This window comes from Bacillus sp. FJAT-45066, from assembly GCF_002335755.1.
Lineage (GTDB): Bacteria > Bacillota > Bacilli > Bacillales > Bacillaceae_I > Bacillus_CD > Bacillus_CD alkalisoli.
Window position 1 is genome coordinate 3,347,343 of sequence record NZ_NISQ01000001.1, and the last position, 14,083, is coordinate 3,361,425.

At 43.1% G+C, this 14,083-nt stretch carries 13 protein-coding genes; 12 read left to right on the forward strand and 1 reads right to left on the reverse strand.

Features of this window, described 5'->3' with window-relative positions:
* The first annotated feature begins 143 nt into the window (after positions 1 to 143).
* From spoIID to CDZ92_RS16935, 9 genes are all read left to right on the forward strand, one after another.
* Positions 144 to 1,163, forward strand: coding sequence for a stage II sporulation protein D (gene spoIID, locus CDZ92_RS16895; RefSeq protein ID WP_096156381.1), 1,020 nt, complete (start codon positions 144 to 146; stop codon positions 1,161 to 1,163).
* A 1,210-nt stretch (positions 1,164 to 2,373) separates the two neighbouring features.
* The gene (locus CDZ92_RS16900; RefSeq protein ID WP_096156382.1) at positions 2,374 to 2,814 is read left to right on the forward strand and encodes a GNAT family N-acetyltransferase; all 441 of its coding nucleotides are present in this window, start codon (positions 2,374 to 2,376) and stop codon (positions 2,812 to 2,814) included.
* Between the two features lie 279 nt (positions 2,815 to 3,093).
* Positions 3,094 to 3,909, forward strand: coding sequence for a M23 family metallopeptidase (locus CDZ92_RS16905; RefSeq protein ID WP_255249833.1), 816 nt, complete (start codon positions 3,094 to 3,096; stop codon positions 3,907 to 3,909).
* Between the two features lie 335 nt (positions 3,910 to 4,244).
* Positions 4,245 to 5,849 (forward strand): gamma-glutamyltransferase family protein, encoded by a 1,605-nt coding sequence (locus CDZ92_RS16910; protein WP_096157047.1) that lies wholly within the window; start codon positions 4,245 to 4,247, stop codon positions 5,847 to 5,849.
* A gap of 163 nt (positions 5,850 to 6,012) precedes the next feature.
* Complete coding sequence (locus CDZ92_RS16915) at positions 6,013 to 6,570, forward strand: chromate transporter (protein ID WP_096156384.1); 558 nt, start codon at positions 6,013 to 6,015, stop codon at positions 6,568 to 6,570.
* On the forward strand, positions 6,570 to 7,100 hold the full coding sequence (locus CDZ92_RS16920) for a chromate transporter (protein WP_096157048.1): 531 nt from the start codon (positions 6,570 to 6,572) through the stop codon (positions 7,098 to 7,100). The genes CDZ92_RS16915 and CDZ92_RS16920 overlap by 1 nt, the downstream gene beginning before the upstream one ends.
* A 136-nt stretch (positions 7,101 to 7,236) precedes the next feature.
* The gene (gene pcp, locus CDZ92_RS16925) at positions 7,237 to 7,842 is read left to right on the forward strand and encodes a pyroglutamyl-peptidase I (RefSeq protein WP_096156385.1); all 606 of its coding nucleotides are present in this window, start codon (positions 7,237 to 7,239) and stop codon (positions 7,840 to 7,842) included.
* Positions 7,843 to 8,637: 795 nt separating this feature from the next.
* Positions 8,638 to 9,462, forward strand: a complete 825-nt coding sequence (locus CDZ92_RS16930) for a DUF1028 domain-containing protein (protein WP_096156386.1) — start codon at positions 8,638 to 8,640, stop codon at positions 9,460 to 9,462.
* A gap of 57 nt (positions 9,463 to 9,519) precedes the next feature.
* On the forward strand, positions 9,520 to 10,248 hold the full coding sequence (locus tag CDZ92_RS16935) for a DUF4181 domain-containing protein (RefSeq protein WP_096156387.1): 729 nt from the start codon (positions 9,520 to 9,522) through the stop codon (positions 10,246 to 10,248).
* A gap of 525 nt (positions 10,249 to 10,773) precedes the next feature.
* On the opposite strand, the gene CDZ92_RS16940 is transcribed toward CDZ92_RS16935, so the two are convergent.
* On the reverse strand, positions 10,774 to 11,208 hold the full coding sequence (locus CDZ92_RS16940; RefSeq protein WP_096156388.1) for a hypothetical protein: 435 nt from the start codon (positions 11,206 to 11,208) through the stop codon (positions 10,774 to 10,776).
* A 302-nt stretch (positions 11,209 to 11,510) separates the two neighbouring features.
* Here CDZ92_RS16940 and CDZ92_RS16945 point away from each other — a divergent pair, with 302 nt between their 5' ends.
* The 3 genes from CDZ92_RS16945 to CDZ92_RS16955 all read left to right on the forward strand — a co-directional run bounded on the left by CDZ92_RS16945 (position 11,511) and on the right by CDZ92_RS16955 (position 13,971).
* Positions 11,511 to 11,690, forward strand: coding sequence for a hypothetical protein (locus CDZ92_RS16945; protein WP_096156389.1), 180 nt, complete (start codon positions 11,511 to 11,513; stop codon positions 11,688 to 11,690).
* A 112-nt stretch (positions 11,691 to 11,802) separates the two neighbouring features.
* Positions 11,803 to 12,108, forward strand: coding sequence for a DUF4212 domain-containing protein (locus CDZ92_RS16950; RefSeq protein WP_096156390.1), 306 nt, complete (start codon positions 11,803 to 11,805; stop codon positions 12,106 to 12,108).
* A gap of 210 nt (positions 12,109 to 12,318) precedes the next feature.
* Positions 12,319 to 13,971: a sodium:solute symporter family protein gene (locus CDZ92_RS16955; protein WP_096156391.1), complete on the forward strand. Its 1,653-nt coding sequence runs from the start codon at positions 12,319 to 12,321 to the stop codon at positions 13,969 to 13,971.
* Positions 13,972 to 14,083: the final 112 nt, after the last annotated feature.

Consider the following 14,083-nt stretch of genomic DNA (forward strand, 5'->3'; position numbering starts at 1 on the left):
AGTTTCCCTACTAAAATGCAACTCTCCAAAATCCACACGTCTAAAACCTTCAACTTTCCGTTAATACTTGTCATAATTGCTTGTCCTCCTCCATAGAATTGGAAAGAGAACAAACTATTTACAAAACGGAGGGCCGAACACTTATGATTAATATTAAACCACTCATCGTACTCTTATCCCTACTATTCGTTATGATTCTTATGGTTCCGACATTGTTAGTGCTGCCGTTTGCTGACAAGGGAAGCGGCAAATTAACAGAGGAACTAGATGCAAAGCATTTACAACCGCTTAAAATTGGTCCTGATATGAACGTTGCCGTTTATCGCAGTGAATTAAAAGAAATCGTTGAAATACCAATAGAAGAATACGTGGTTGGAGTTGTTTCTGCTGAAATGGGGCCACAGTTTGAGTTAGAAGCATTGAAGGCACAAGCGCTCGCAGCTAGAACGTATGTCGTGAAGCAAATGCTTGCCGGTAAATCCATTAGTGCCCCAGAAGGCGCTCACGTGACAGATACGGTGTTAGATCAAGTATATAAAAGTAGAGAGCAACTAAGGGCAGGCTGGGGAGCTGAGTTTGCACCGCGCATTGCGAAAGTGGCGGAAGCGGTCGAAGCTACGGCCGGTAAAGTCATCACGTTCAACAACGAACCAATTGATGCGAGCTTTTTTTCCACAAGCAATGGGTTTACAGAGAACTCAGAGGAATACTGGCAAAATGAATATCCATACTTAAGAAGTGTCGAGAGCCCGTGGGATGAAGTCTCGCCGGCTTTTACAGATAAAAAAGTGGTCACCCTGGCCGAGTTTCAGCATGAATTAGGTGTAACTCTCCCAGCCGATGGTTCAGTTGGAAAAATCGTTTCTAGAACGACAGGGGACAGAGTTGGTGAAGTGGAAATAAACGGGAAAAAATTGAAAGGTCGCGAAGTGCGAGAAAAATTAGAGCTTCGTTCAAGCGACTTTACGTGGGAGCGCTCAGGTAATGAAATTATCATTACGACAAAAGGGTATGGCCACGGTGTTGGGATGAGCCAATACGGCGCAAATGGGATGGCAAAGCTCGGAAGCACGCACGAGCAGATACTGACGCACTACTATCAAGGTGTCCAAATCGCCAGTGCCGATCAGTATATGAATAAGCTAACCGCGAAAAGTAACTAACGTATACAAATCCTTCTTACTCGTCTACGATGACAGTAGGAGGGATTTTTTATTTTTGAAAAAAATTTCAGGTGCCGGCATTTTGGTGCCAGGCACCTATGCCTTATTTTCGTCAAAGAAAAGTACAAAAAAGTAAAAATGAACATGGAGAGTGGTTACACGTTCAATTTTGTTAAAGAAAAAAGCAAAAATGAACATGGAGAGTGTTTTCACGTTCAATTTTGTCAAAGAAAAAAGCAAAAATGAACATGGAGAGTGTTTTCACGTTCAATTTTGTTAAAGAAAAAAGCAAAAATGAACATGGAGAGTGTTTTCACGTTCAATTTTGTCAAAGAAAAAAGCAAAAATGAACATGGAGAGTGTTTTCACGTTCAATTTTGTCAAAGAAAAAAGCAAAAATGAACATGGAGAGTGTTTTCACGTTCAATTTTGTCAAAGAAAAAAGCAAAAATGAACATGGAGAGTGTTTTCACGTTCAATTTTGTCAAAGAAAAAAGCAAAAATGAACATGGAGAGTGTTTTCACGTTCAATTTTGTCAAAGAAAAAAGCAAAAATGAACATGGAGAGTGTTTTCACGTTCAATTTTGTCAAAGAAAAAAGCAAAAATGAACATGGAGAGTGTTTTCACGTTCAATTTTGTTAAAGAAAAAAGCAAAAATGAACATGGAGAGTGTATTCACGTTCATTTTCGTCGAAGAAAAAAGCAAAAATGAACATGGAGAGTGGTCTCACGTTCATTTTCGTTAAAGAAAAAAGCAAAAATGAACATGGAGAGTGGTCTCACGTTCATTTTCGTCAAAGAAAAAAGCAAAAATGAACATGGAGTGGCCTCTCAAGTTCATTACCGCAAAGAAAAAAACCAGAAATGAACTTGATAAGAGCTCTCAAGTTCATTACCACCAAAGAAAAAACAAAAATTAACTTGAATAGGCCACTCTTAATAACTTTGTCCTATCCTCTTATATTACCTAAATTTCTCGTGTCTCTCCATAACAAAGCGTGACTACTTCCACCGAGCTATCTTTCATTAATTAAAAAACTTCCTCATCTTACCCTACCGTTTTACTAGAAGGTATTAGTTTACGAACAGAGAATGTATAGTAGTATAAGACGTTAAAGGCAGTAGTCCCACGTGATGGAGGACAAAATTAGTAACAGTGGAAATGTCGAGTGATGAAGAGGCAAAAGATAAGTAAGGAGGAATGTTAGGTGGAGGTACGTCGAGCGACAACGGAAGATTTGGCGGGAGTGGCTCAGCTTTTTAATAAATATAGAATGTTTTATGAGCAAAACTCTGATTTAGAAGGTGCTACTCAATACATAAAAGAAAGACTGGATAAGAATGAGTCGGTTATTTTTGTTGTAATTAATGGGGAAGAGTATGTCGGGTTTACGCAGCTTTATCCAACGTTTTCGTCCATTTCCATGATGAGAGCTTGGATTTTAAATGATTTGTATGTGGATGAAGTAGCTCGCAAGCAAGGTCTGGGGGAAATGTTATTAAGTATGGCGAAGGATTTCGGGTTAGAAACTGGAGCAAAAAGTATCGCACTCAGCACCGCCACAGACAATCTAGCAGCACAATCGCTATATGAAAAAAACGGCTATAAAAAAGACGAAACGTTTTATCAATATGAATTGATTTTATAAAAGGCTATGTTAAAAACTAATGTTGTTTAACAGGGCCTTAAAAAAAGCCTTGATGGTACTCCGGTAAAAACGGACATGCCATCAAGGCTTTTTTTAGTAGGATAAAAATTCCAGGTGCCAGGCACTGTTGGACGAGGGCAACTTTTTCCCTCACAAAAAAATTTATATTCTATGAATAATTCTTTCCTTTTTGTAAGAAAATAACTTTTTTAAAAATTTTTTAGTCTCGATGTATATTATTCTCTCTTTCTGTTCAGAATGGTTGTTGAGGTGATGAAAATGAGAGAGGAAGAAAAGAAACGGACTTCTCAAAATTCAAATTGGCAAAAACTTATGAAAAAACGTTGGGTATTCCCAGCAATCTATTTAGCTAGTGCTGCAATCATTTTAACAGGGGTATTAATGTTCCAAGCTGGTACTACACCAGAGGAGCCAGCAAATGAAACGGAAGGTAACGGTCCAACAACTTCACAAAACGGTGACCAACCTGCTGTTGAGGTAACAAGCCCTGTTGAAAACTTTGTAATGCCTGTAGTAGACGAAAGTGCCGCAGTTGTAGAAAAGTATTTCTGGGATCCTAATGCTTCAGAAGAAGAGCAAGAAAACTCATTCATTTATTACAATGGAATTTACCAACCAAACACTGGTATCGACATTGCAATGAGAAATGGTGAAGCATTTGATGTTGTAGCAAGTTTAAGTGGTAAAGTAGTTCGTGTAGATGACAAAGATACGTTATTAGGAAATGTAATCGAAATTGAGCATGAAGATGGCGTGAAAACAGTGTACACTTCTGTAACAAATATCGTAGTTAAAGAAGGCGACACAGTAGAACAAGGTCAAGTAATTGCTCAAGCTGGTACAAGCTTAATGAACAAAGAAATAACGCACGTACACTTTGAAATTCGTAAAGACGAAATGGCTGTAAACCCATTATCTTTCTTCAAAAAGCCAGTAACTGCACTATTAGATGCAGGTAACGTTTCTGCAGAGCAAGACGAAGATGCTCCGCAAAACGATGGTGAAGAAGATGCTGAGCAACCTGAAGAAGGCCAGCCAGGCGAAGAAGACGGTAGCGACGATTCTGAGAACTAAGATGGATCAATAAGGAGGTTGGGCTAAAATAGCCTGACCTCTTTTATTAAAACCCTCTTGCTTAGGAATAATTCCAAAATCAAAAGGGTATATTAAAGTAAGCAATATGTATTACTAACATTAGCAGCATAAAATCGGGTGAATGTCCCAGCCCCCTCTCCTATCCAACTGACCATATTGGATGGGGGAGGGGGTTTTTTTATTGCAAAAATTTTACAGGTGCCAGGCACCACCCGAAGTTTGTCGAATTGAAATTATTCTGAAAAGATATTATAATAAGAATAATTCGGTTATCGAAATATAGAGGGGGAGACAGATTAATGGAGAACTTAAACATGGACTTTTTACATAACCCGTACCCGTCGCAACGTAACACAGTGTTGGCGAAAAACGGAATGGTCGCGACATCGCAGCCACTAGCAGCAGAGGCTGGACTGCAAATCCTAAGAAAAGGTGGAAACGCAATTGATGCTGCAATCGCAACAGCGGCAGCGCTAACAGTGTTAGAACCTACGTCAAACGGAATCGGTGGCGACGCGTTTGCACTTGTTTGGACAAAGGGGAAGTTACACGGACTTAACGCAAGTGGTCCAGCACCATCATCCATCAGCATCGATGCGGTAAAAGAGCTTGGACACAACGAAATGCCAAAACTAGGCCTCATCCCAGTTACAGTCCCTGGTGCACCTTCCGCATGGGCAGAGCTTTCCAACAAATTCGGGAAACTTCCTTTAATTGAAGTCCTAGAGCCAGCCATTCAATATGCAGAAGAAGGATACCCTGTGTCACCGACGCTCGGGAAGTATTGGAAGTCCGCTTACAATGCATACAAGAAAAACTGTACGACAGAGGAATTCCAGGGCTGGTTTGATACATTTGCGCCGGAGGGCCGCGCTCCAGAGATAGGGGAAGTGTGGAAATCTCCCGGTCATGCAGAAACATTGCGCCAGATTGGCCTAACAGGTGGAGAAACGTTTTACAGAGGCGACATTGCCGATAAAATAGCGGAATTCTCACAAGCGCACGGCGGTTTTTTACAAAAAGAAGATCTTGAAAACTATCAGCCTGAGTGGGTCGACCCGATTAAGGTGAATTATCGCGGCTATGATGTGTGGGAAATTCCGCCGAACGGGCAAGGGATTGCGGCGTTAATGGCGCTCAACATGCTGAAGGACGACGTGTTCCACGAGCGCGATTCGTTGGAGACGTACCATAAGCAAATCGAGGCGATGAAGCTCGCGTTTGTAGATACGAAGAAATATGTGTCCGATCCGAAGACGATGACGTACTCTTCAGAAGCCCTTTTATCGGAAAAATTCGCCAAACAGCGCAGAGCGGTAATAGGTGATATGGCATTGACGCCGGAACCAGGAACACCACCAAAAGGCGGTACCGTTTATTTAGCTACTGCCGATGGGGAAGGAAATATGGTATCCTTTATCCAAAGCAACTACATGGGCTTCGGTTCAGGCGTTGTGATACCGGGGACGGGGATTGGTTTGCAAAACCGCGGGCACGATTTTTCGTTGGATCCGGAGCACGAAAATGCACTTGCTCCTGGGAAAAAGACGTTTCACACGATTATTCCTGGTTTCTTGACGAAAGGCTCGGAGCCGGTTGGGCCGTTTGGTGTGATGGGTGGCTATATGCAGCCACAAGGACACATGCAGGTCGTGATGAACACGGTTGATTTCCATTTGAATCCGCAAGCGGCGTTGGATGCACCACGTTGGCAGTGGATGGAAGGAAAGAAAGTGCTTGTGGAACATCACTTCCCACTTCATTTAGCGCAGGCGCTGGCTCGAAAAGGCCATGAGATACAAGTAACGTTAGATGGCGGTGCGTTCGGTCGCGGACAAATTATTTGGCGTGATCCGAAAACAGGTGTATTGTGTGGAGGAACAGAATCCCGCACAGACGGACACGTAGCGGCGTTCTAATATTACAAAATATTACAGGTGCCTGGCACCCGTAACAGTTCTGTAACCATACAACCCGCTCAAACCTAGCGAGCACTAAAAATATATTACAGATGTGTAACGGGTGCCAGGCACCTGTTACACAATTGCAATCTACTAGAAAGAAAGAAGGCAACAAACTTATATGAAACACTATCATTTATTTCTAGCATTCTTCCGAGTTGGCATGCTTGGCTTTGGCGGCGGACCATCGAGCATCCCACTCGTACATAAAGAAGTAGTCGAAAAATACAAATGGCTAAGTGACGATGATTTCTCTGACATCCTCGCCTTAAGCAACACGCTTCCTGGCCCTATCGCCACCAAAATGGCAGGCTACATCGGCTACAGAGTCGCAGGCACACTCGGCATGCTAAACGCAATCCTTTCATCTATCGTCCCAACCATCGTACTTATGATCGTCCTACTCACCACCTTGTCCAACTTCCGCGACCATCCCGGAGTACAAGGTATGACAAAAGCGATCGTGCCAGTGGTAGCTGTCATGCTTGCTAGCTTAACATGGGACTTTTTCGCTAAATCAAAACAAGGACTCGGCATCACGGCGGCGACCATTTTAATCATCGGAAGTTTAGTTACAATCGAATTGCTCGGCATTCATCCAGGCCTTATCATCGGCGCCCTCCTACTAGCAGCACTAATTAAAAAAGACAAACAACCTGAAGGAGGCAACGCAACATGATTATTTACTGGCACATTTTCCTTGCCTTCTTCATCCCAGGAATCGTCGGCTATGGTGGCGGTCCCGCGACCATTCCATTAGTAGAAAATGAAGTTGTCCACCGATATGAGTGGCTATCTGTTCAAGAATTCAGTGAAGTGCTCGCACTCGGCAACGCCCTACCAGGCCCAATCGCGACGAAAATGGCTGGCTACATCGGCTATGAACAGGCCGGAATCCTTGGAGCTGTAGTCGGCGTTTTCGCAACCGTCGCACCATCACTCATCCTCATGATCGCACTCATGAGCTTGCTCTATAAATTCAAAGACTCGCCAAAAGTAAAGCGTATGTCGAATTACGTACGCCCAACTATCGCGCTACTACTTGGCGTGATGGCGTACCGCTTTTTTGCCCAATCATACGAAGGCGCTGGCCTCATCCATTCTGCGATCCTAATCATCGCAAGCTTTCTCTTGCTCGAAAAATGGAAAGTCCACCCAGCCTACGTTATCGTTGGCGCACTCGTCTACGGCGCCGTGCTTTTATCTTAAGAAAATACATGCGAATTTCGTTTAGTCTTTCCGGAATAAAGTTTTTATCACCTTATTCCGGGACTATCCGATTCTCTCGTCGCCACACCTACAAGCTCTAATCTTAATAGCCATCTATCTAAGGAGGTACATTTCCGTGAAAAAACTATTACTAACAGGCTTTGTCCCATTTCTACAATTCCCGGTCAATCCAACTGAGGAAATCGCGAAAGCACTCGACGGAACGGTTATAGGAGAATACGAGATTCACAGTCGAGTTCTACCAGTAGATTTCGCCGAATCGGCTACACAACTACTAGCCTACTACGATGAACTACAACCAGACGCTGTCATCTCACTTGGCCTTGCAGCAGGAAGAGCCCACATCACACCAGAACGCATCGCCATTAACTGCAAAGACGGCGAACCAGACAACACCGGCAAAGCATGCGAAGACGAACTAATCGAGACGGATGGCCCAGACGGCTATTTCTCCACCTTACCAATTCGAGCAATGGTCAACACATTGAAAGAAAACGGCTATCCTGCCAAAATATCCAACTCAGCTGGCACGTACCTATGCAACAACGTTATGTACGCCACGCTACATAAAATCGCGAGTTCATCGGATCGAAGCAACGTCCGCGCAGGCTTCATCCACATCCCAGCTTCACACGAATTAGCATTAAAACTAAACAACAGCCCTAGTTGGTCCCAACAAGACTTAACAAACGCAATCAAACTAGCCATTCAGACGTTGTAATGGCTAGTTTTTAAATTAAACTATCAAAATATTCTTTATTTTCTGTGTGACAGTGGTAAAATTTAGTTCATATAGACTATTTATGCTGAAAATGAACAGAGCATGAGGGGGAAAACGTCTAACATAGATAGGAAGTGAGGTTATTGTAGGTTTTATCGGCGAAAATACGGAGTCAATCGGCGAAAATGCAGGTTTTATCGGCGAAAAAAAAGGGTCAATCGGCGAAAATGAGGATTTAACCGGCGATAAGGTGGTGCTTATCGGCGAAACACACGAGGTATCGGCGAAAGTGGCCATTTATCGGTGAAACAGCTACGTCTTATCTTATCAAAAAAAGCGAGCAGTTGGTCGTTTAAACCAATGCTCGCCTTACCTTACGAAAAATGCTACAAGTTTGACCCAGCCGAACGTAGAGAGCCAAAGTGGCACACTTAACATCGTGCCCCAAAACATTCCTATTAGTAACCGATTTTTTTCCATCGTATACCGCCTCCAAAAAGAATCATGTTCTATTTATTGGTCGAAACAAAATAAAATATACAAGCCGGAAATCTATTTGAGTAACTAAAAAATGTTGAACTACTAAACGAAAAACGAATGAAGACACGTTAATTGGAGTAAAGTCACCGTTTTGAGCTAATGAATCTTATGTGCAGGGTGACATCTTTTCGTTTTTCAGTAAACTCATCCTATTAAGATTTTAGTGCGTTTAAAAGACTATACCCCAATCTACAGAAAAATATAGGGGTAATGTGTCTGTATTCTAAAAAATATTATGACAAAGGGGAGCAAATTATGACATATTCTATCGTGGGTTATTGTCCGAAAGAAAAAGAGTGGGGAATTGCAGTTCAATCGAAGTTTCTTGGAGTGGGCTCTGTTGTGCCGTGGGCGAAAGCAGGAGTTGGAGCAGTTGCAACGCAATCGTATGCAAATACTTCGTATGGTCCAAACGGGCTCGAACTAATGGAACAGGGAAAAACAGCGGAAGAAGTAGTGCAACTATTAACAGAGGCAGACGAACATCGTGAATTTCGTCAGTTTGGGGTAATTGATGCACAAGGTAACGCGGCGAGCTATACTGGTTCAAAGTGCTATGACTGGGCAGGAGGCAAAATCGGAACGCATTATGCGGCTCAAGGCAACATCTTGGTGAGTGGAGAAACTGTTAGCGAGATGGCTCAAGTTTTTGAAAAAACAGAAGGGCCTTTGGCGGAGCGACTGTTGAAGGCGTTAGCGGCAGGACAAGAGGCGGGTGGCGACAGTCGGGGGCAGCAGTCGGCGTCGTTGTTAGTTGTGAAGGAGAAGGGCGGATACGGCGGGTATAATGATCGCTATATCGACTTAAGGGTGGAGGACCATCCGCTACCGATTCAAGAGTTAACGCGAATTTACCAACTGCAGCAGTTGTATTTTGCACCGACTAAACAAGAGAATGTGGTGGAAATCGAGGGAGAGACGGCACAAACGTTGCAAGCCGAGTTAGAAAGATTAGGATATTACAAGGGCGACTTGCAAGAGGCGTTGACAACGTATATTCATACAGAAAACTTCGAGGGGCGCGAGCAGGCGGCTGGGTTGATAGATAGTGAAGTACTGGATTATATGAAGAAGCAGTGATGCATCGAAGGGTCTGACCCCGCGGTGCAAAGAAACAATCCAAACGGGGGAGCGTAAATGTCATTTTCGTTAGGTTTCATTATTTTACTATTGATTTATACCATGACGTTGTTAGAAAAGTGGCTGAATCGCAAGCTGCCGCACTATGAAGATGTGTCAGAGACAAAAGGAACGAACCTATTATATTGGGGTGGAATTTTGATTCTTTTGGCACTATTAGCGTTGGCTTATTTTGGCGACCTATCGAACATGACCTTTGTAAAGTGGGCGACGATAGCTGGTATTACGGTAATGTGGACCCTCAAAGCGGCTTTGGAGTGGAAGTATTTGGAGAGCAAGAAATATGTGAATACATTAATAGTAATGGGGCTCGGAGTGGTGCTAGTTTTTGGCGGGTTTTTCGTGTATGAGGGAAGAACGCAAACGACTTACGGGGAACTACTGAGTTCGGTAATTGGGGATAAGGAAATTGAAGAAATTTATATTTTATCGTGGGATGTAGATGAGGAACGATACAGACATAAAAAAGTGGCGATAACAGATAAGGATATGATCAACCGGTTTTTCGAGGACTCGATTGTCAATATGGAGCTTCAGAAAAGGAACGTTCTGCCTGGAGTGGAATATCGGATGATGATCAAAACGAGCGGCCGACAAATTATTCATGTGGAGTTTTCTCCAGGGGAAAATTTAGTTCGCATTCAACATGAAAACTATGTGATCGATGGAGAGAATGAGATTTTGGAAGTATTGAACAGCATGGAGCTGGAATGGGAGAAATATTGAGTCGAGTGAGCCGAGGGTCTAGTCACACTGGCACCTCGGCTCCTTTTTTTTGTTAATCAGGTTAAAATGGCTCACTTTTTTTAAAAAATGGCCATTCTTATCATGATATAACACGTTTTGGTCATTTTATGAGGAATTCGTACATACACCTAGAGGTATATTTAGTCTTTTTTGAGCAATAATCGTGCGCCACGGGCCATTTTTTGTGCGGCAAAAGCCGAAAGTGGTGCACCTACTACCAATTTTTGTGCGTCTAGCAATCAATATTCGTGCGCCAAACCTCGTTTTCGGTGCGCCAAGTATAAATATACCCCCAGTTCCATATACAGGTGCAATTGCACTTCAACATTCCGAACACGCTTTGTCCGGATGTGGCTACTTTTTGTCCGCAACTCGCACAAAATTGTCTGCATCTCACTCTACTACCTATACATGTTACTACCACCATAACAATCATGCCCACCCGCAACCAAACAAAAAAGCGTCAATCCCTACACCACCAGGACCAACGCCACCCGCCTAACTTTAATTCTCCCTCTCCAACTCTTCTTCAATTGTCCCCAAAAAGTCCGTGCCCTTTACAACCTTATACAACTGCCCACCATGTTTACTAGAATTCAACCAAAGATATTCACCGCTCTTATGTAACTCCATCCCTAGCTGCTCGCCACTATCCGAATAAATCCTTACCGCATAATCTCCAACTGGTGGAGTCCCATTTTCCCGTTTTAACTCCATACCAGACAAGTCATTTACAATGCGATCAATAACCGCCTTATCTCGCACAGTCACGAGCGCATTATCCTCATACCGATTAATGACCATCTCGCGCATATTATCCACACTCACAACCGAAAATATCGCCTTTTGCGAAGTCACAATACTCATCTGCCCTTTCACCAAAAACAAACCAACACCAACCACTAGCAAAAAAGCGCCAATCACGAAAAGCTTCTTCATCTCCATATCCTCCCAGTCCCCACAGGCATGTCTTTATTTACCAACTACTTCTCCTATTATAATATTACTCTCACAAAAAATGTAAAAATATTATAAAAATTACCTCAAACAGTTTCCCACACCAAAATAGGAAAAACCAAAAACCGCGACCTATCAACTAGTTTCGGCCTGTTAACTTTTCTCGTAGAAAAATTCACAAAACATTTCGGTTGACGAATGGAAATGATTGTACCATAATTTAGTTCATAGAATAATCACAAAATTCCAAAAACAAGAAAGGGGGCATCCTCCCAAGGGAACATATGATACTTATCTTCATGGCCATCATCGTCGGTGCAAGTATCTTTCTTGCCATAAAAAAACAAAAACCAATATTTCTATCCGTACCAGTCTTAGCCATCATCACATACGCCATAATCGAAATAGCACTAGTTCCTGCACCATTTCTAGACACAGTCAAATTCATTTTCAGCCTGCAATGAAAGTGTGAGTTTCAACTTGTATTAATTCTATACGAAAAACGGAAATTTCGTTTTTCACTAAACGAACCGTAAAAATCATATGGATTCAACAGATTACAAGGAGGTAAATCATTTGAAAAAAATCGATAAAACAGTAGCAGACGCCTACTATCGCGAAAAAAACAAATACATCGCAGCCTACTTAATCATCTGGTTCATCGCATCATACGGAGTCGTCTTGTTCGCCGAAAGTCTACAATTCACCATCCCTGGACTAGCATTCCCATTCCACTACTACATGGGAGCCCAAGGAGCCATCCTAATCTTCATCGTCCTACTATTCGTTAACGCAAAAGTAAGCGACAAAATCGACCAAAAATACGGCATCGACGACAAAGTAAACGAAAGCTTAAGCGCCGGCAAAACATTCGACCATTAACTTGTAACCGTATTCACACACACTTCCAAGACCTTCACACACTCTTTTTTTTTCAAAACTAACAGGTGCCAGGCACCACCCGAAAAATCTTGTTTCACAAAAATGTTTCACGCAGTATGACAATAATATGACAGGTGCCAGGCACCAAACAAACTCTTTTAGGGGAAAAGAGTTTACATAGCCACACACACGCCAAAGGGGGAAAAACACATGGATTCACAGTTTCTCGTTTCACTAGCGTTAATTCTTGCAACCTTCGCGCTATACATCGGAATAGCCATTTTTAATAAAGCAAAACAAACATCCGATTTCTACGTAGCTGGACGCGGCGTTCCACCAGTTTTTAACGGAATGGCAATCGGTGCCGACTGGATGAGTGCAGCTTCATTCATCGGAATGGCCGGCACGGTAATGTTACTCGGTTACGACGGACTAGCATACATAATGGGTTGGACAGGCGGATACTTACTATTAACGTTCCTGCTAGCCCCACAACTGCGCAAGTATGGCCGTTACACAGTGCCTGAGTTCATTGGGGACCGATTCGACAGCCATACAGCACGTGTTATCGCAGCAGTATGTACGATTATTATCAGTTTTACATATTCCATCGCACAGCTTTCAGGCTCAGGTGTAGTTATCGGACGCTTACTGGAAGTAGATGCGAAGGTTGGAACAATGATCGGGGTAGTGCTAATCGCTTTCTACGCAGCGTTCGGAGGGATGAAAGGGATCACGTGGACGCAAGTAGCGCAATACGTTATCTTAATCACCGCATACTTAATCCCAGTAATCTTCATGTCTCTACAGCTAACAAGCAATCCATTACCATGGATTTCATACGGACAAATCGTACAAGAGCTAGGTGAGCTAGACCGCCAGCTTGGGGTGTCGGAATATTTTGCCCCGTTCACCAATGATACAAAATGGCAGTTCATGGCGTTAATGTTCACGCTAATGGCTGGTACAGCGGGACTTCCGCACGTTATCGTTCGTTTTTACACAGTTTCCACGATGAAAGCGGCTCGTTGGTCTGGAGCTTGGGCGCTACTTTTCATCGGTTTACTTTACATTTCCGCACCAGCTTATGCAGCATTCTCACGCTTCATCTTAATGAAAAATGTAGTTGGTAATCCAATCGATCAGCTTCCAGCATGGACGGAAACATGGATCAAAACAGACAAACTACGAATCGCCGATGCGAATGGCGATGGAATATTACAATGGAGTGAATTAATGATTTCCAACGATATCGTCGTAATGGCAACACCGGAAATCGCTAACCTTGGTATTTTCGTTATTGGTTTAATGGCAGCAGGCGCAATGGCAGCCGCACTTTCAACAGCTGGTGGACTAATGATTTCCATCTCGTCTTCGTTCGCGCACGACATTTACTACCGTGTACTAAGACCGAACGCAACAGACAAAAACCGTCTACTAGTCGGCCGTATCACAATCGTAGCGGCAACGGTTTTTGCCGGATTAATCGCACTAAACCCGCCGGGAGCAATCACACAAATCGTAGCATGGGCATTCGCCTTAGCTTCGGCTACATTCTTCCCAGCCTTACTACTCGGAGTATGGTGGAAACGTGCAAATGCAAATGGTGTTATCTCAGGGATGTTAGTAGGACTATTCGTCACGATTGGCTACTTAATTGCAGCTAAGTTCTTCGGATTCTCGGTAGCTGGAATTATCGACACAGGTGCCGGCGTCTTCGGAGCAGCATCCGCGATCATCACAATCGTGGTCGTATCACTGATGACAAAAGCACCATCACAAAAAATCCAAGAAGAAGTCATGGACCTACGCTACCCAGAACAAATGACATACAAAGACGGCGACGTATGGATTAACAAATAACACCAGGTGCCAGGCACCACCCGAAAAATCTTGTTTCACAACCAATGTTTCACACAGTATTACAAAATTTTTACAGGTGCCAGGCACCACCCGAATTTTCTTGTTTCACAAA